The sequence below is a fragment of the Aquabacterium sp. genome (genome assembly GCF_021768455.1).
Lineage (GTDB): Bacteria > Pseudomonadota > Gammaproteobacteria > Burkholderiales > Burkholderiaceae_C > Aquabacterium.
On sequence record NZ_JAIZVX010000017.1, the window covers coordinates 1 to 17,903 of the forward strand.

The window sequence follows — 17,903 nt, forward strand, 5'->3', positions numbered from 1 at the left end:
CCATGACCTTCGACCAATTCCTCCGCATCGTCCGGGCCAGGTGGCTGCTGGTGATGGCCATCTTCCTCAGCATCGTCACCGTCACGCTCGTGGCCAGCCTGATCTGGCCCAAGTCCTACACCGCCACGGCCAGCGTGATGGTCGACATGCGTCCCGATCCCGTGTCCGCCATCGCCTCGCTGTCCGGGGCGACCGCGATGAACTTCGTGGCCACACAGGTCGACATCATCGGCAGCAAGCGGGTGGCGCAGCGCGTGGTCCGCACCATGGGCCTGGACCAATCCCCCGAGATGCGCGCACGCTGGATGAAGGAAACCAAGGGCCAGGGCGACATGGAAGCCTGGATCGCGACCATCCTCAGCAAGAACCTGGAGATCAAGCCCTCCCGCGAATCCAATGTGATCGACATCATTTACGAAGGTGCCGACTCCAAGTTCGCCGCCGCCATGGCCAACACCTACGCCAAGGCCTACATCGAGGCCACGACCCAGCTGAAGGTCGATCCGGCACGCCAGTACGCCGAGTTCTTCGAAGAACGCGCCCGCATCGCACGCGACAAGGTGGAACGCGCCCAGGCTCGCCTGGCCGAAGCGCAGAAGGACAAGAACATCATTGCCACGGAAGAGCGACTGGACGTCGAAACCCAGCGCCTGTCCGAACTCTCGCAGCAAGTGCTGGCCCTCAAGGCGCTGCGCGTCGAGTCCAGCAACCGCGACAAACAGGCACGCAGCCGGCCTGAGCAAACCGCTGAAGTGCTCAACAACATGGTGGTGTCGACGCTGAAGAACCAGCTCGCATCACAGGAGGCCAACCTCAACCAGCTGTCCGAACGCCTGGGCGACCAGCACCCGCAGGTCATCGAACTCAAGGCGAACATCCAGAGCCTGCGCAGCAAGATCGCGATGGAAACCTCGCGCGTGACCAACAGCGTGGGCCTCAACAACGCCGTGACCAGTTCGCGCGAGGCCGCCGCCAGTGCCGCCTACGAAGAGCAGCGCGCCAAGCTGCTGCGCCTGAAGGAAGAGCGCTCGCAGCTCGCCGTCCTGGAGCGCGAGGTCGAAAGCGCGCAGCGCGTCTACGACGCCATCCAGATGCGCCTGAGCCAGACCAACCTCGAAAGCAACAACAGCCAGTCCGGCGTCGTGCTGCTCAACGCCGCCACCGAACCGTCGACCCCTTCCTCGCCTCGCCTGGTGCTCAACACCGCCCTGGCGACCGTGCTGGGTCTGCTGATCGCCCTGATCACGGTGCTGGGCATCGAGCTGATGGACCGCCGCGTGCGCAGCAGCTTCGACATCATGGACACCCTCGAACTGCCCGTGCTGGGCGTGCTGCCAGGCCCCAACACCCCGGCGCACAAGCGCCTGCCCTGGCAGAAGAAACCGGCTCCTGGCCAATCGACCAGTTCGGTCATCACCTCACTCAAGCGTGCCAACCCGGCCTGAGGCAGCCTTCAAGATGAGCAACCCCTCCTTCCAGCCGTCTCAGCACCCGTTCTCGCAGCCGGACCTCGACGCCAGCTTCCAGGACACGGAACACGTGCCGCGCGATCAATCCATTGGCGAGATCATCAGCCAGGCCAACAACCTGGGGCCTGAACAGATCGAGCAGATCCTCGCCTACCAGCGCGAAAACGGAGGCCGGTTCGGTGAAGCCGCGGTGGCCCTGGGCCTGGTCAGCGCCGACGACGTCATGTGGGCCCTGGCCCAGCAGTTCCACTACCCCTACGCCAACGAAGGGCGCAGCAACCTGAATCCGGAACTGGTCGTGGCCACCCGCCCCTTCTCGGACCAGGCCGAGGCCTTCCGTGGCATCCGCAGCCACCTGATCATGAAGATGTTCAGCGACGAAGGACCTCGCCATGCCCTCGCCGTGATCAGCCCGGACAGCGGCGACGGCAAGTCCTTCTTCGCCGCCAACCTGGCCGTCGCGTTTTCCCAGCTGCAGGGCAAGACCCTGCTGATCGATGCCGACATGCGCAACCCGCGTCAGCATGAGCTCTTCAACCTCGAATACCGCGGCGGGGGCCTGTCTGCCGTGCTGTCAGGCCGGGCCGCCTCGAACGTCATCCGCTCGGTGCGCGACCTCTCCAACCTGTTTGTGCTTCCGGTGGGCGCCACGCCCCCCAACCCGCTGGAACTGCTCGAACGCCCGGCTTTCGAGTTGCTGATCCGCGAGCTGCGGACCAAATTCGACCGCATCATCGTGGACACCCCGGCCGCCGCCGAAGGCACCGATGGCGCCGTGATCGCTGCCAAGTGTGGCGCGGCGCTGGTGATCGCCCGACAGGATCAGACCAAGGTCGAACAGCTGCAAAAAATGGTGCGCACCGTGAGCATGGGCTCCACGCGCATCGTGGGCACCGTGTTGAACGCCTACTGATCCACGGGCACGGCAGGCGCTGACCACCGGTTCAGCGCCGCCCCATCGCCCACCACACCGCATCGCGGATGCCCTGGGCCGCATGGCCGTAGTCGAAGCGGGCGACACGCTCGACGCTGGCTGCGGCCTGGCGGGCGTACAGCGCGGGGTCAGACAGCAGGGCCACTGCCGCATCGACCCAGGCGTCCTGCTCCAGGGGCAGCACCCGGCCATTGACGCCGTCGACCACGAGATCCCCCGCCACACCGGCCACGTCGGACACCAGCACCGGCAAGCCCGCGGCACACGCTTCGTTGGCCACCACCCCCCAAGGGTCGAAGGTGGTGGGGAACAGCAGGAGCTTGGCCGAAGCGTAGTGCCCTGGCAGCGCGGCCTGCTTCACAAAGCCGGCAAACACCACGTCCACCTCGCCGCGCATGCCGTCGGCACGCGCCTGCATCTCGGCCTGCAGCGGCCCGGAGCCCAGCAGGAGCAGCCGAACAGGGCGCCCCAGCCGACGGGCCACCTGCTGCGCCACGTCCATGGCAAACAAGGGCTGTTTCAAGGCCACAAAGCGGGCGCTGAAGACAAAGTCGAAGGTCTTCTCAGACCAGGGCCGCGGCGCATAGGCCACGTTGTTGGCACACAGATGCGACTGGAACAAGGCCTGGCCCTGCCCACCGCCCACGTCATAGGAGCGGTAGAGGGCGAGCGAGCCCTCGCTGGCCCCGATGAAGGCCTGGCTGCCGCGGTACACCACACGGCGAATGAAGCGGTGCACGCCGCTCAAGGTCGCGCTCTCGGAGACCAGGGTGCCGTCCGTCATCGGGATGTGCCGCAGCCCGTGCCAGCGGGCAAAGGCGTAAGCCACGAGGAAGGTCGGGTTGAAACCCGTGGTGATCACCACGTCGGGCGCAAAGCGCTTCAGCGCCGACCACGCATCCGGGTTGCAATGGATGTAGCGACCGCGGTAAGTGATGAACTTTTCGCTCAGGAAGACCTGCTGAAAGCCTCCGCCCTGCAGGTCCCATTCGCGATCCGGCTCACGGCCACTGCAAAAGAACACGCAGAGCTCGATGCCCGGTTGCGCCACCAGGCGCTCGTACACCGGCAGCCGGTAGGGCGCCGGGATGTTGGTGACCATCGCCACCCTGACGGGCCGCTGGCCCTGGTCTTCATTCATGGTCTACCCGCCCGAAATCTGCGGTGGCCTCGCTCACCCGCCGGACCATCACGGGATCCAGCCTGAGTGTCCCGTTGGGGTCCACCTGGGTCATGCGAATGAAACTGCCACCTGGTCGGCAACGCGGATCGTTGCTCTCGTGGTCAAAGGAATACAGAGCGAGCAAGGACACGCCGAACGCCCTGAATTCGGCGATGGCATCGTAAAGGGCCTCGGCGGCCTCCTCGGAGGGCATGCGGCCGAACACCGTGGGGTGCGCCAGACCGGGCTGGAGCAGGCAACTGGACAGCCCGTATTCGGTCACGGCCAAAGGCTTGTTCACGCCGTGTTTGCGTCCCATGGCCACCATGTCGTCCAGCGCATCCCGCAGGCGAGGCGCCCCATAGTCGCGCCCGAAGCGGTCCTGCGCCAGGCGATCGTAAACGTGCGAGCCAACCAGATCGCAGAACTGGTGGATCGGCTCGCCATCCGATGTTCTGGCGCTGTAGACGATGTCGAGGTTGCCCGGCTTGTCCGCCTGCGGACAGATCACCAGCACCTTCGGGTCCACCGCCTTGGTGGCGATGGCGACCGCTTTGCACAAGTCGGCCAGGTCCGTCTGTGTGCCAGTGAAGAAAGCGGGGTTGTTCGGCTCGTTCCAGCACTCGGAGGCCAGCACCCGCCCCTTGAAGCGCAGCAGGGTCTCCCGCACCATGCGCTGGTAGGCCCCGCGGTAAGCCATGGCGGGCGGCGCCGCATTGCCCGGCAGGCCCATGGCCGCTGGCTGATCAGGCTGGGCACTCGCCCACCTCGGTGAGCCCGAAAACGTGAACACCAGGCGACGCTCGCCAGGTTGGGCGTGGAAGTGCGCCCACCTGGTGACGCCCCGCCAATCGTACTGGTCGGGCCCGGTCCACCACTGGGTCAGGTAGGTTTCGTCACTGGCCAGGCTGCGGGCAAACTGGTATCGAAGGCGCAATGGTCCCAGGCTCGCTTCGCTGCGCCCCGGGTAGCGGTGAAAAGCCATGCCGAGCCACATGCCCGCCGAGGGCCGGACCTGCACCTCGCCCAAGCGGCGCTTCAAGCCCATGTCCGGCACCTCGTAGACGACCCCGTAGGTTCCCACGGGCAAACCGCGCGGCAGTCGCGGGCGCCAGACGTCCCGCGTCACCCCGCCGTGCACAAAGCCCAAGGGCTGTGCGCTGTCAAACACCGCGCCAACCTTGCCCTGCGTGTCCACCAGCGACAGGCGCGAACGCCCCCCCTTCTGCCCCGGGCGGCCAGCCACCTCCACGGTCAGGGGCCAGATCTGCCCCGGCGCCAGGGCGGGGATGGGGCGCGACAGCGGCAGCACCTCGGCTTCAGAACGAGGCCGCTCGGCGGTCATGGTCACGTCGCTCACACGGAGCCTCACCGTGGCCCCTGCCGGGATGTTGTAGACCGACAGCCGCGGATACAGCGATCCGGGCAGCACACCGGTGCCCGGGTCAGGCTCTCCGCTCACGTGGCCCGCCGACAGGACCTGCGACTCCCCCACCCAGACCTTGTACTCACCCGTGGCCGGCACGAAGTCAGAGAGGTAGGCATCGTCCGCCCGGTAGAACTGAAACCCCAGCCCGAGGATCACGGGCGCCTGCACCCCCTGGGCGCTCACCTGGGCAGACAGACACAAACGCTCGCCCCCCTGAACCGGTCTGCGCTGGCTGCTCAGGAACAAGGTGTAGTGGGCCGACTGCCCCGAACGGTTCACCAGTTCCACGTCCACATGAGCGCGTCCGGAAGGTCCCTGACCATACCGATAACCAACGGTCAGGGTCCCAGCAGGGTCACGCCGGCCGGATTGAAGGTCGTACGAGATGCCATGGAAGGTGTCTTTCGGCGCCTCGCCAGGCACCCCTTGCAGTCCCGGATTGCGCAGGAGGTTGGACAGGGGGGCCACACTGGCCGCAAAGACCCCGTGCCCGGCCCAGGCGGAGAGCACCCACAGCCAGCCTGCCACCCACCAGCCGCGCCATCCCTTCATGTGGCCACCTCGCGATGGAACAGGCCCAGGCGCCGGAACCAGGCCATCACCATCACGGCCATCAAGGCAATCGCCAACAGGTTCCCCAAGGCAACCGCCAGGATCGAATGCGGGATCAGCACCCAGGTCAAACCCATCTGTGCCACATAGGCCAGCACCGACATGAGCAGCCAGGGGCGTTGCGAGCCCAGGCAGAAGAACACGCGCTCGCCAACAAAGTTGACGCTGCTGAGCGCAGACGCCGCGGCATTGATCGCAAACAGGGCCACGAGGGTCTGCCGGTCGACCTTGTAGAGGTCGGCCACCAGCCCGGCCCCCGCCCACACCAGGCAGGCGGCCCCCATCGACACCACGCCACAGCGCTTGAATTGCCGCACCAGCTCGGCGCCCAGGGCCCCTGCCGATTGGCCATGCGCCACCGCCAGGGCTCGCATCACACGCCCCCCCCAGCTCGACAAGGGCAGCTGCATGAGGGCCATCCACTGCAGGCCGATGGCCACCAGCCCCAGTCCGGCATGCCCGTGAAAGCGCTCCGCGAGGTAGATGCAGGAAATCCAGTTGGTGGCGTTGTTGAGCACGGTCGCCAGGATGTTCGGGATGGCCTGGCGCCATTGCTGCCGGGCCTCGCCCGCCATCGAAGCGGCCTGCTCCTGAGCATCCTCGCTCTCGCCGGCCCGGCGCCAAAGCCACAGCCCCAGCAACACACCCGGCAGCAGCGCCACGCCCACCGCCTGCCACAGACCGCCCGCCACGCCCCAGACGGCAATGAGGGGATAGGCCAGCAACAAGGCCACCAGGGTCACGGCACTCACCACCCAGGACGCCTGCAAGGACAGGGCCGCGCCATGGCACAGCCCCACCACGGTCTGGGTCAGCACCTGCCCCAGGACCATGCCCGCCGCCACGGTCATCACGCTGTGCCACGCCAGCAGACCCGAGCGCCCCAACCCAGACACGCTCAGCATGCCCCAGCACAGTGCCACCGACATCAGCGCGCTGGCCAGCGCCACGCCCCATTGGGCACGCAACAGGCGCCGCATGGGCAGGCTCGCGTGATGCCGCGCGGCCAGGATCGTGGCGTTGTTGGCCAGCACGGCAGACATCGGTGTGGTCGGGCTCGCACTGGTGATCAGGAGGCCCGAATACAGGCCCAGGGCCTGCACCCCACCCAGCCGGGACATCAGCAAGGACACCACAAAGCCCAACAGGCGCGAGCCGAGGTTGGAGGCCAGCAACCAGGCCTCCGGCGAGCGCCGCCATGCCCAGACCCGTGCCAGGGCCGTGACGCGTGTCGTCATCGCCTCAGCCCAGGGCCTGGATGCGCGCCATCCGCCGCTGCCCCGCCTCGCGGACCTGCAGCGCCACGAACACGTAAGTCGCCACACACAGCCCCAGCACCACGGTCGATGGCGCAGCCGTGCCCGCAAAGGCGCGCTCCACCAGGGAATGCACCCACAGCATCATGATGCAACGCAAGGCGCAAACCGACCACTCCTTGGTCTCTTCGCTCCGGAACGGGCTGACCGCGCTGCCCACGAACCGCAGCAAGCCCACGGTGGCCATCACGAACACGACCGTCAACATCAGCGTGCCCACCAGGCCCACGCTGATCATGCTCTCGAGCACGTAGTTGTGAGCCGTGGTCGTGGTGTTGCCCCAGGCGTCAAAAAAGACCTTGGGCAGCTCGACCCGCACGCTGCCCAGTCCATAACCGAACCACAGCTTGGCCTGGATGAGCTTCACGCTGGCCACCCAGATGTCGCTGCGCCCGGTGAAGCTGGTGATCTCGTGCACATTGCCGCTGCGCGACACGAACTCCACCACCAGGGCGGCCAGGTTCTTCATCAACGAAGGGATGAGCAAGGTCACGGCGGCCAGGCTGGCACCCAGGGCAACCATCAACAGGGTGAGGATGCCCTGCTGCCGGCGGATGACGGCCACCGCGGCCACGCCGGCCACCGCACCGATCATCGAAGACCGGCTGTTGGTCAGGACCAGCGCCACCAGCAGGGTGAGGATGAAGACCCCGTGCAGGCGTTTCCACCACGCCCCCTGCGCACGCTTGAACATCGAAAGCCCGATGATGATCCCCACGGCCATGATGGGCCCCAGGCTGTTGGCCGAGCCCGTCACGCCCCGCAAGCGGAAGGCGCCCGGGTCCGCCAGGTCACGCGCCATCATGGGCAGCGTGGCCAACAGGATCAGGGACAGGACACTGGCCAGCACGGCCGCGCTGTACATGCCCACCCAATACGCCGCCAGCCCCTTCTCAGAGCGCGATGCCGCCTGGGCCGTGCCCAGGGCAATGCCGATCAGGGCCATGCCCGAACCGATGCCCAGCGCCTTGGCGCTCGAGTAGGACGCCGTGAACGCCGCAAAGAGCGCATAAGCCAGCCACCAGCCCAGCACCGGATGACGCGTCGTCTTGCTCAGGCCATTGAACAGCCCGTAACCCAGCAAGAGGGCGGCAATCAAGCCTTTCACCATGGACTGCAGGTCGGTGCCACCGCCCCCCACCAGGCCCTGGCGCAAGGTGAAGTCCTGCGCGAAATACAGCAGAGACAGGGCAAACACCCCCACCCAGGGAGGCGGGTTGATGATGTAACCCAGGCCAAAGAACAACAGCAGGAACAGGCTGCCCAGGAAAATGGGCAACTGCAACAGGAAGAACTGTCCGGCCATGATCGCCCACGCCAGGTCGACCACCAGCGTCAGCAGGGCCAGGAGCGAGATGACACCGGCAAACGCCCGAGACCGCCTGCCCGGCCTGAACACGGGCAAGGTGCCCGCGCCCAGGGCCGCGTCACTCGTAGTGGTCATACGCTTGGTAGCCGGCCTGCTTGACCAGGCTGTCGCGCTTGGCGCTGGTGTAGTCGCTCTGCATCATCTCGGCCACCAGTTCGGGCAGCGTGATCTTGGGCGTCCAGCCCAGCTTGGCCTTGGCCTTGGCCGGGTCGCCCAGCAGGGTTTCCACTTCGGTGGGGCGGTAGTAACGCGGGTCGACCTTCACGATCACGTCACCCACCTTGCAGGTGGCCAGCATTTCACCGTTCACCGGCTCGACCTTCACCACCTTGCCCACTTCCGCTTCGCCCTCGCCTTCAAAGGCCAGGGTGATGCCCAGCTCCTTGGCCGAGAACTCGACGAACTGGCGCACGCTGTACTGCACACCCGTGGCGATCACGAAGTCTTCGGCGTGGTCCTGCTGCAGCATCATCCACTGCATCTCGACGTAGTCTTTGGCGTGGCCCCAGTCGCGCAGGGCGCTCATGTTGCCCAGGTACAGGCAGTCCTGCAGGCCCAGGGCGATGCGGCTGATGGCGCGCGTGATCTTGCGCGTGACGAAGGTTTCGCCGCGCACCGGGCTCTCGTGGTTGAAGAGCACGCCGTTGCAGGCGTACATGCCGTAGGCCTCGCGGTAGTTCACCGTGATCCAGTAGGCGTACATCTTGGCCACGGCGTAGGGGCTGCGTGGGTAGAAGGGCGTGGTTTCCTTCTGGGGAATTTCCTGGACCAGGCCATACAGCTCGGAGGTCGAAGCCTGGTAGAACCGGGTCTTCTTCTCCAGGCCCAGGATGCGGATGGCTTCCAGCAGGCGCAGGGCGCCCAGGCCATCGGCGTTCGCCGTGTACTCGGGCTCTTCAAAACTCACGCCCACGTGGCTTTGGGCGGCCAGGTTGTAGATCTCGTCAGGCTGCACCTTCTGCACGATGCGCACCAGGCTGGTGGAGTCGGTCAGGTCGCCGTAGTGCAGCACAAAGTTGCGGTTGTCGACGTGCGGGTCCTGGTAGAGGTGGTCGATCCGGTCGGTGTTGAACAGGCTGGAGCGGCGCTTGATGCCGTGCACCTCATAGCCCTTGTTCAGCAGGAATTCGGCCAGGTAGGAGCCGTCTTGGCCGGTCACGCCGGTGATCAGTGCAATTTTTTTGGTCATGTCAACAGTATCGAATGTGGCCCATCAGGTGCGGCCGAAGAACCGTGCCCTGAAGCCTGGCTGCATGGCGGCGTCGAGGTCACGCATGAACTTCGCATGCGCATCGTAGGCCCCATCGCCGCCCCCCAGCGAAGAAATGCGCACCAGCAGACCATCGACGATCCAGCCCTGCAAGCCATAACGGAACTGCTGGAACTTGCGCCCGACACCGGGCAAGGTGGGCGTGTCCGCCAGGGTCACCCAGTAAGAGATGGGCTCGATCCGGCCGTTCAAGGTCGCCATCAAGCGGATGGTCTGCAAGGTCGGGCTTTGGCTCAGGGAGACCGGGGCCACCCCTTGTTGCGCCACCTCGAAGCCCTGCGCGGCGTAGCAGAATTCGGGTCGGTGGGCCGCCGTCGACCAGGAGTTCTGGTTCTTGCCGTAAGCGACGGACAGGAAGATCACATGGCCCGCGGCATCCCGGTAGGTGCGCACCAGGGTGGACGAGTACAAGGCCTTCACCGCCGCTTCAATGCTCGGGTCCGACACCACTGGCACCTGCGACTGCACCTCGACCCAATCCCCAAACTGCCTGGGAATGACTTCCTCCAGCGTCATGGGTGGCAAGGTGTCCGCCAGGATGCGACGCGGCTTCAGCCACTCGGATGCACCCAGAGCCACCAACATCAGGGCAGCAGCACACCACACCGCCATCGTCCACGCGGGACGGGCCGCATCAAGCTTTCTGGCCACGGCGCCCCTCCTGGTCATCGAATCGGGCTGCCAGCAGGCGGTCCAGGCCGTAGGTCAACACCAGAGCGATGGCAAACAACACCATGCCCGCAAAACCGTGGGCGAAACCTTGCCCGGCTTCGTCCCCGAAGTAATAGGTGATCAGCACCAGACAGATCACCCGCCCCACGTTCGACACGAACGAGATCGGTACGATCAGGATGCCCAAGATCACGTTGCGCGCCCTGGACTGGTAATTCATGACGTTCATGTAGAGCAGCCCCAGCGACTCCAGCGTGAAGAGGGAATTCAGCCCCGAGCAGGCATCGGCCACCAGCAACCGGTAGGGCCCGATCGACAAGGTCACGCCAGTTCGGCCGATCGGGTAGCCGCACCAGAACAGGATCTGCTCCACCACCACCGAGACCGCCTGCTTCAAGGGCATGGTGAGCGCCTGCACGAAAGCACCCGGCAAAGGGATCATGAACACGAGGAACAAGAGAGGGAACCACGCACGACGCAAGGCACCCGGACCGTGAAGAATCAGCAACAAAGACGCCAGGATCGGGATCTGCATGGCCGTCTCGATCTCGATCACAGCCTGCGAGCGCCCCAGCACGAAGGCCACCAGAGACAAGGTCAGCAGCCCGAAACCCCAGCCCATCGCGGGCCGTGCGGGGCCGGCAAAGATGGCATGACGCTGAGACCACAGCAGCCAGGCGCTGGCCCCCAGAATCAAGGGCCCGTGGCCCTGTTCGTCGGTGCTCCAGATCGTCTCGGCGAGCTCCTGGTAGACCGGCGCAAACATCACGAGGAACGTCGCGAGCAGCACCAGGATCGACCTGGTCGGCAAGGCGGTGCCTGGCGCTCCCGCAAGCGGCATCGCCTCGGCAGAGGAGGAAGCTTTGGACATGGTTTGGATCAGACCCAGGAAGACAAGGCAAGGGCCGGAATCACCACGCCCACCAAGCCATTGTTACCCGATCACCGGCGAAGTTCCCCGAGCCCCACCTAGGGCAGACCCGCAACGCTCCGCCATCACCTCTCTGTAGATCGACTCCAGTTGCGCACCATTGATCTGGGGGGTGTAGCGTTGCTCGTAGACCTCGCGTGCACGCCGTCCCATGCGGGCCATTTCCTCGGGGTGCGCCTTGGCCCAGGCCATCTTGGCCGCGAGATCGTGGGCATCACCGGGCGTGAACAACAGTCCCGTCACCCCATCCTCCACCACCTCGGCCAGGGACCCAAGGCGGCTGGCGAGCACGGGCACCCCACAGCTGTAAGCCTCGACGATGGTGCGAGGGAACCCTTCGTACCAGACGCTGGGCACGACCAGAAAAGACGCCGTCTCCAGGTGCGCCCAAACCTGTTCGAGGGGTTTGAAACCAAGGAAGCGCTCGCCCAGTGACGCCGCCACCTCGGGCGCCATCGGCCCATCGCCGATCACGCTCAAGCCATCACCACCCGTGATCGCCAGCGCCCGCAGCAAAACGTCGAGGCCCTTCTCCTGGGTCAGCCGCCCGAGGTAGAGCCCCCCCGAGCGCACGGCCGCATGTGGGGGCGCCTCGCGCCAGGGCACAAAATTGGGCTTCACCCGCAGGCGATCGGCCGGCAGCCCACCCTCCACGAACTTCGCTCGGCAAAACTCGTTGAGCACGATGTAGCGGTCCACCTTGTGGGCATACGTGCCCAACAGGCCATGCAAGGTCACCGAAGCCGCCAGGATGCCCGTCTGGGCCACCGAGCCGCGGTAGCACCCCCTCACCACACCCCGCCACGGCACGCGCCCCAGGCAGTCCTCGCACACCACCCCGTCCCGCACGAACATGGCCTGCGGGCACATCAAGCGGAAGTTGTGAAGGGTCTGCACCACGGGCACGCCCAGGCGTGCCGCAGCCCAAAACACCGAAGGCGACACCAGGGGCAGCGTGTTGTGGACGTGGATGACATCGGGCCGATCACGTTCAACCTGGCGATTCAGGTCTTCGACCATGCGAGCCGACCAGAATGCCTGCGTGGCCACCGAGAGCTTCGACAAGCGCGACAGCTCCTCGTTGTGCCGCAGGTAAAGCGCCACCTCATGCCCCCGTGCGCGCAGCATGGCCATCTCGGCCTCGACCACGCTGTCCTCCCCTCCCCGTTGCTGATAGGCGTTGTGCACCAACCAGACCTTCAGTGGAGCCTCGCTCCCCTGATTTGAATGCCCCATCACCGCCTCGATTCACCAACAATGGCGCTGATTGTGGGGCATCCATCGGGAAAACCTCCCGAGGAAACCTACTTAGAGAGAACCGCACCGAACACCGCAATCACCGGTGCTTTGTGTGACAAGCCCCCCCCGAACCACGCACTAACCCTCAACGCGAGGCGTTAGCCGACACCTAGAATTTCAAACAGCAGTTCGGTGGCACAGCCTATTTCTGACACGCCAACCCCAACAGGGGGGGACATGAGACACCCAGATCCCAATTTCGGCTACCCCTCTCAATCCTTCGTGGATCAGAAAAGGATCGTGGCCCGCATGACCCAACGCCTCCCGAAGCGCCCTCCCCGCCAGGGTGCGGCCGTCATGGGCGCCTTCATCGACGCCACCACCTGGGACGAAGCCCTGCAGCGCATCTTCAACTGGGGTGCACAGCACCAGTCACGCTACGTGACCCTGTGCAATGTGCACTCGGTGGTCACGGCCAGCCAGGAACCAGGCTTCGCCAAGGTCATTGCGAAGGCCGACATGGCCCTGCCCGATGGCGCCCCCATCGCCTGGGCCCTGCGCCGCCAGGGGCACACCAGCCAGGAGCGCATCAACGGCCCCGACCTCATGTGGCGCTACCTGCAACTGGCCGAAGCCAAGGGCCAGAAGGTTTACTTCTACGGCAGCTCACAGGACACACTTGACCAGCTGCGCGAGCGCCTGGGCAAGGCCTTCCCCACCTTGCGCGTGGTCGGCATGGTGTCGCCCCCCTATCGCGCCCTGACCGAAGCCGAAGACCAGGCCGCCGTCGACCACATCAATGAGTCCGGCGCCCATGTCGTCTTCGTGGGTCTGGGCTGCCCCAAACAGGAAGCCTGGATGCAGGCACACAAGGGTCGGGTGCAGGCGGTGATGCTCGGCGTGGGCGCGGCCTTCGACTACCACGCAGGCACCATCCAGCGCGCACCGGTCTGGATGCAGAAAGCCGGCCTGGAGTGGCTGCACCGCCTGGCCAGCGAACCCCGCCGCCTGGCCAGCCGCTACCTGGTCACCAACACCTTGTTTGTGGCGCACATGCTGCGGCAAATGGTGATCAGCGAGCCCCCGGCCAAATCAGAACACCCCCGCTGAACCCGGTTCACCCCGTCAAAACGCCGCATCCGCGGCGTTTTTCGTTTCCGAATGCGCCCCGGCGGCCAGCACCCCGCCCTTGAGTGTGTGGCGCCCGCCCAAACGGCACGCCAATGTCACGCGCCGCCGATACACTGACACCGCCCGCGCGCACCCCAAGCACTTCGTTCAGGGGGGATCAGGGAACTCCCTGCCCCCAGGAACCTCCATTGCTCATCGTTTTCGCATTTCACAGGCTTTGATTGATGGCCCAACAGGAAAAAATCTTCGTGGCAGGCCACCGTGGCATGGTCGGGTCCGCCATCGTCAGGCGCCTCCAGCAGGGTGGCTATGCTCACATCCTGACCCAAACACGGCAGGAGCTCGACTTGCTCGATCAGCGAGCCGTCCAGCAATACATTGCGCAAGAAAAGCCTGACTACCTGTTCATCGCAGCGGCCAAAGTGGGAGGCATCCAGGCCAACAACGTCTTCAGGGCCGATTTCCTCTACCAGAACCTGGTGATTGAGACCAATCTGATCCATGCCGCCCACCTGGCAGGCGTCCAGCGCCTCATGTTCCTGGGCTCCAGCTGCATCTACCCGAAGCTGGCCCCCCAGCCTCTGAAAGAGACCTGCCTGCTGACCGGTGAACTCGAACCCACCAACGAACCCTACGCCATCGCCAAGATCGCCGGCATCAAGCTCTGCGAAGCCTACAACCACCAGTACGGTCGGCAGTACATCAGCGTGATGCCCACCAATTTGTATGGTCCCAACGACAACTACGACCTGCAGACGAGTCACGTGCTGCCCGCCCTGATCCGCAAGGCCCATGAGGCCAAGGTCCGCGGAGACGACACCCTTGTCGTGTGGGGTTCGGGCACCCCCATGCGTGAGTTCCTGTATGCCGACGACCTGGCCGATGCCTGCGTCCACCTGATGGAGCAGGGCTACGACGGCCCACTGGTCAACATCGGCACCGGCAGCGACGTGAGCATCCGGGAATTGGCCGAAACCGTGAAAGAAGTCGTGGGTTTTCAGGGAACACTGAGCTTTGACGCCAGCAAACCCGATGGCACTCCGCGCAAACTCATGGACGTCTCTCGCCTCCATGCCCTGGGGTGGCAGGCGCGCACCGGACTCAAAGCAGGCATAGAGCGTGCTTACTCCGATTTTCTGATGAGAACGCATGCTTGACCCCGTGATTGCCAAGGACCCGCCAGCTCCGTCGTCCACAGCCCCCAAGGGACTCGTGGGCAACAAACTGGACTGGATCCTGCTCGGCCTTGCATTGGCCGCGATGTTCCTGCCGACCTACCAAATGTTGGCCAACGAGTTCTGGAACCAGGAAGGACAGGGCCACGGCCCCGTCATGCTGGCGCTCACGGGCTGGTTGTTCTACAAGCGCTGGCCGGATGCCCTGGCCGTGTCCAATGGCGGGAGCCCCCTGCTCGGCGGCATCGTCTTCCTCATCGGCCTGGTGCTCTACAGCGTAGGCCGCTCGCAGTCGTTCCCGGAATTCGAAGTGCTGGCACAAATCCCCCTGCTGGCCGGGCTCCTCATCGCTTACCTCGGCGTGCGGTCCACCAAGGCACTGTGGTTTCCGCTGTTCTTCATCCTGTTCATCGTGCCCCTGCCGGGCAGCCTGGTTCAGGCCATGACCGCCCCCTTGAAATCAGCCGTGTCGTGGGTGGCAGACTACCTGCTCCACGCGGCCGGTTACCCGATTGCCCGCTCTGGCGTGACCCTCACCATCGGACAATACAAGCTCCTGGTGGCGGATGCCTGCGCCGGCCTGAACTCGATCTTCAGCCTCGAGGCGATCGGTGTGTTCTACCTGAGCGTCACCAATTACGCCAGCGCGAGCCGCAAACTCCTGCTGGCCATCCTGATCCTGCCCATCTCCTTCGTTTCGAACGTCACCCGGGTGATCACCCTGGTGTTGATCACCTACTATTTTGGTGATGAAGCGGGCCAAGGATTCGTCCACGGCTTTGCCGGCATACTCCTTTTCAGCATCGCCACCTTGCTCACCATCGGAACAGACGGCCTGCTTGGCCGCCTCTTCTTCAACCAGACCGCTCGCCCCGCCCAAACATGAACCTCGCTCAAATCCTTGCCGTGCTCAAGGCATGGCGCTTGTTGATTGCAGCTTGCTTCGCGCTTGTTTTGATCACCAGCCTGGCCGTCACCAGCTTGATGCCCAAAACGTACACGGCGTCGGCGTCGGTGCTGATCGACATCAAATCGCCCGATCCTGTGGCGGGAATGATCCTGCCGGGCATGGTCCAGCCCAGTTACATCGGCACCCAGGTCGACGTCCTGAGAAGCGAACGCGTCGCGCTCGGTGTGATCAAGCAATTCAACCTGCTTGAAAACACGGCCATGCGCGAGCAATGGCTGAAGAAAACCGGCGGCGCAGGCAGCTTTGAGAGCTGGCTGTCGACCCTGCTGCTGTCGAGCCTCGACATCAAGCCAGCCAAGGAGTCCACGGTCATCAACATTGAATACGCGGGGGCGGAACCGGGATTTGCTGCAGCGATGGCCAATGCGTTCGTCGACAACTACATCAAGACCTCGCTCGAATTGCGTGTCGAGCCGGCCAAGCGCTACAACACCATGTTTGGCGAGCAGATCAAGCAAGCCAGCGAGCGCCTCGAACAGGCCCAGGTCAAGCTGTCCGAGTACCAGCGCGCCAAGGGCCTCGTGGCCACCGACGAAAAGCTGGACATCGAAAACGCCCGCCTGGCGGAACTCTCGAGCCAGCTCGTCGCGATCCAGGCGGTTGCCACCGAATCGACCACGCGCAACAACCAGGCCAGCGGCAACGCCGACCGCATCCAAGAGGTGCTGAACAACGGCCTGCTGAGCAACCTCAAAGCCGACCTCTCGCAACAAGAACGGCGCCTGAAGGAGCTGCTGGTCCGCTACGGGGAAGAGCATCCGCTCGTGCGCGAGCAGCGCGCCTCCACAGCCGAACTTCGCACGAGGATCGAGCAGGAAACACGCCGCATCACCAGCAGCATGGCCATCAACAGCAATGTGAACCAGACCCGGGAAGCTCAGGTCAGGCTGGCCCTGGAAGCACAACGTCAAAAGGTCTTCCGCCTCAAAGAGTTGCGCGACGAGGCGGCCGTCCTGCTCCGGGAGGTTGACGGCGCACAAAAGGCCTACGACACCCTTGTCAACCGCGTCAACTACACCGGCATCGAGAGCCAAAGCACGCAAACCAACGTGTCTGTGGTCAAACGCGCGACGCCGCCTGCCGCGCCCTCGTCGCCGAAGCTCGCACTCAGCGGCATCCTGGGTGCTGCGGTCGGGCTGATCCTGGGCGTGGGCATTGCTTTCCTGCTGGAATTCATCAACCGTCGCATCCGAGGTGAATCCGACGTGATGGAACTGGGCATCCCGATGCTCGGCACCATTTCGGAGTCCAAAGTGATTTCACCCAAGTCCTTCTCCGACCGTCTCCTGCCTCTTTCAAGTGCCAAGCCGCTCAAGCAACTCGGCGCCCCTGGCGCCTGATCTTTCGCCTCAATGAGCCAGTCCACCAGGCCACACGCAGAGAACCGACATGAGTGACAAAAACATTGGCGACATCCTCAAGGAAGCCAACAACCTCGGCGCAGACCAGGTCGCCACCATCCTCGACTACCAACGCGCCAACGGCGTGAAGTTCGGAGAGGCAGCCGTGGCCCTGGGCATGGTCAAGCGCGACGATGTGCTTTGGGCCCTGTCCAAACAGTTCGATTACCCCTACACAACCTCGGACGGACTCAGCAAAGAGCTCGTCCTGGCCAGCGCGCCTTTCAGCGAGCAGGCCGAAGAATTCCGGGATGTGCGCAGCCAGTTGCTGGACGCCGTGTTTGCCCAACCGGGCTCTCGCCGTGCCGTGGCCGTCGTGAGTCCCAACGTGGGCGATGGCAAGTCCTACTTTGCGGCCAACCTGGCGATCGCCTTCAGCCAGCTGGGCAGTCGCACCCTGCTGGTCGACGCAGACTTCCGCACACCGCGCCAGCACCAGATGTTCGACGCCGTGGCCGCCAACGGGCTGAGCAGCTACCTTGCCGCGCGCGCCGAGGTCAACGTCTTGCGCCCCCTTGAGGACTTCCCTGACCTCTACCTGCTGCCTGTCGGCATCGTGCCGCCCAACCCACTGGAATTGGTTCAAAGACCCGCATTCATGGAGCTGCTCTCCAGCCTGCGCGAGAAATTTGAATACATCATCATCGACACCCCTGCGGCGGAACACGGTGCAGACTGCAAGGCGGTTGCGGCCGCTGCGGGTGCCGCCCTGATCGTCGGACGCAAGGGGCAATCGGGCATCACCCCGGTCAAGAACCTGCTCAAGAGCCTGCAGCGCGTCAAGGTGAACGTGGCAGGCCTGGTTCTCAACGAGCACTGATCCT

Annotated in this window: 15 protein-coding genes; 7 read left to right on the plus strand and 8 right to left on the minus strand. The window is 64.7% G+C overall.

Annotated elements, in window-relative coordinates; all coding sequences use genetic code 11:
- On the plus strand, positions 1-1,445 hold a 1,445-nt coding region (gene epsF, locus QZ994_RS04035; RefSeq protein ID WP_290868571.1), incomplete at its 5' end, for a chain length determinant protein EpsF.
- A gap of 13 nt (positions 1,446-1,458) precedes the next feature.
- Positions 1,459-2,382 (plus strand): polysaccharide biosynthesis tyrosine autokinase, encoded by a 924-nt coding sequence (locus tag QZ994_RS04040; protein WP_290868574.1) that lies wholly within the window; start codon positions 1,459-1,461, stop codon positions 2,380-2,382.
- Positions 2,383-2,413: 31 nt separating this feature from the next.
- Here the strand turns inward: QZ994_RS04040 and QZ994_RS04045 are convergent, their stop codons facing one another.
- The 8 genes from QZ994_RS04045 to QZ994_RS04080 all read right to left on the minus strand — a co-directional run bounded on the left by QZ994_RS04045 (position 2,414) and on the right by QZ994_RS04080 (position 12,352).
- Complete coding sequence (locus QZ994_RS04045) at positions 2,414-3,544, minus strand: glycosyltransferase family 4 protein (RefSeq protein ID WP_290868576.1); 1,131 nt, start codon at positions 3,542-3,544, stop codon at positions 2,414-2,416.
- Positions 3,537-5,546 carry a hypothetical protein gene (locus QZ994_RS04050; protein ID WP_290868579.1) on the minus strand — a complete coding sequence of 670 codons (2,010 nt, stop codon included), beginning with the start codon at positions 5,544-5,546 and terminating at the stop codon, positions 3,537-3,539. The genes QZ994_RS04045 and QZ994_RS04050 overlap by 8 nt, the downstream gene beginning before the upstream one ends.
- Positions 5,543-6,844, minus strand: a complete 1,302-nt coding sequence (locus QZ994_RS04055) for a hypothetical protein (protein ID WP_290868581.1) — start codon at positions 6,842-6,844, stop codon at positions 5,543-5,545. The genes QZ994_RS04050 and QZ994_RS04055 overlap by 4 nt, the downstream gene beginning before the upstream one ends.
- Positions 6,845-6,848: 4 nt before the next feature.
- Positions 6,849-8,366, minus strand: coding sequence for an O-antigen ligase (locus tag QZ994_RS04060; RefSeq protein WP_290868583.1), 1,518 nt, complete (start codon positions 8,364-8,366; stop codon positions 6,849-6,851).
- Complete coding sequence (gene gmd / locus QZ994_RS04065; RefSeq protein WP_290868586.1) at positions 8,350-9,480, minus strand: GDP-mannose 4,6-dehydratase; 1,131 nt, start codon at positions 9,478-9,480, stop codon at positions 8,350-8,352. Before gmd ends, QZ994_RS04060 begins: the two co-directional genes overlap by 17 nt.
- Before the next feature lie 24 nt (positions 9,481-9,504).
- On the minus strand, positions 9,505-10,212 hold the full coding sequence (locus tag QZ994_RS04070; RefSeq protein ID WP_290868588.1) for an exosortase C-terminal domain/associated protein EpsI: 708 nt from the start codon (positions 10,210-10,212) through the stop codon (positions 9,505-9,507).
- The gene (gene xrtB / locus QZ994_RS04075) at positions 10,196-11,104 is read right to left on the minus strand and encodes an exosortase B (protein WP_290868591.1); all 909 of its coding nucleotides are present in this window, start codon (positions 11,102-11,104) and stop codon (positions 10,196-10,198) included. Before xrtB (QZ994_RS04075) ends, QZ994_RS04070 begins: the two co-directional genes overlap by 17 nt.
- A 63-nt stretch (positions 11,105-11,167) precedes the next feature.
- Positions 11,168-12,352 carry a glycosyltransferase gene (locus QZ994_RS04080; RefSeq protein ID WP_290868594.1) on the minus strand — a complete coding sequence of 395 codons (1,185 nt, stop codon included), beginning with the start codon at positions 12,350-12,352 and terminating at the stop codon, positions 11,168-11,170.
- A gap of 360 nt (positions 12,353-12,712) precedes the next feature.
- Here QZ994_RS04080 and QZ994_RS04085 point away from each other — a divergent pair, with 360 nt between their 5' ends.
- The 5 genes from QZ994_RS04085 (at position 12,713) to QZ994_RS04105 (ending at position 17,899) form a co-directional block, all read left to right on the plus strand.
- Positions 12,713-13,513 carry a WecB/TagA/CpsF family glycosyltransferase gene (locus tag QZ994_RS04085; protein WP_290868597.1) on the plus strand — a complete coding sequence of 267 codons (801 nt, stop codon included), beginning with the start codon at positions 12,713-12,715 and terminating at the stop codon, positions 13,511-13,513.
- Positions 13,514-13,758: 245 nt separating this feature from the next.
- Complete coding sequence (locus QZ994_RS04090) at positions 13,759-14,691, plus strand: GDP-L-fucose synthase (RefSeq protein WP_290868600.1); 933 nt, start codon at positions 13,759-13,761, stop codon at positions 14,689-14,691.
- A gap of 4 nt (positions 14,692-14,695) precedes the next feature.
- On the plus strand, positions 14,696-15,595 hold the full coding sequence (gene xrtB / locus QZ994_RS04095) for an exosortase B (protein ID WP_290868604.1): 900 nt from the start codon (positions 14,696-14,698) through the stop codon (positions 15,593-15,595).
- A complete protein-coding gene (gene epsF, locus QZ994_RS04100; RefSeq protein WP_290868607.1) occupies positions 15,592-17,019 on the plus strand; it encodes a chain length determinant protein EpsF in 1,428 nt (475 codons plus the stop codon). Before xrtB (QZ994_RS04095) ends, epsF (QZ994_RS04100) begins: the two co-directional genes overlap by 4 nt.
- Positions 17,020-17,068: 49 nt before the next feature.
- Positions 17,069-17,899, plus strand: coding sequence for a polysaccharide biosynthesis tyrosine autokinase (locus QZ994_RS04105; protein WP_290868610.1), 831 nt, complete (start codon positions 17,069-17,071; stop codon positions 17,897-17,899).
- Positions 17,900-17,903 lie beyond the last annotated feature (4 nt).

Bases quoted from the DNA above. Each gene is read 5' to 3' on its own strand.
- QZ994_RS04050 (WP_290868579.1), bottom strand. From the start codon at position 5,546: ATGAAGGGATGGCGCGGCTGGTGGGTGGCAGGCTGGCTGTGGGTGCTC.
- gmd (WP_290868586.1), bottom strand. From the start codon at position 9,480: ATGACCAAAAAAATTGCACTGATCACCGGCGTGACCGGCCAAGACGGC.
- epsF (WP_290868607.1), top strand. From the start codon at position 15,592: ATGAACCTCGCTCAAATCCTTGCCGTGCTCAAGGCATGGCGCTTGTTG.
- QZ994_RS04085 (WP_290868597.1), top strand. From the start codon at position 12,713: ATGACCCAACGCCTCCCGAAGCGCCCTCCCCGCCAGGGTGCGGCCGTC.
- QZ994_RS04040 (WP_290868574.1), top strand. From the start codon at position 1,459: ATGAGCAACCCCTCCTTCCAGCCGTCTCAGCACCCGTTCTCGCAGCCG.
- QZ994_RS04090 (WP_290868600.1), top strand. From the start codon at position 13,759: ATGGCCCAACAGGAAAAAATCTTCGTGGCAGGCCACCGTGGCATGGTC.
- xrtB (WP_290868591.1), bottom strand. From the start codon at position 11,104: ATGTCCAAAGCTTCCTCCTCTGCCGAGGCGATGCCGCTTGCGGGAGCG.
- QZ994_RS04055 (WP_290868581.1), bottom strand. From the start codon at position 6,844: ATGACGACACGCGTCACGGCCCTGGCACGGGTCTGGGCATGGCGGCGC.
- QZ994_RS04060 (WP_290868583.1), bottom strand. From the start codon at position 8,366: ATGACCACTACGAGTGACGCGGCCCTGGGCGCGGGCACCTTGCCCGTG.
- QZ994_RS04105 (WP_290868610.1), top strand. From the start codon at position 17,069: ATGAGTGACAAAAACATTGGCGACATCCTCAAGGAAGCCAACAACCTC.
- QZ994_RS04045 (WP_290868576.1), bottom strand. From the start codon at position 3,544: ATGAATGAAGACCAGGGCCAGCGGCCCGTCAGGGTGGCGATGGTCACC.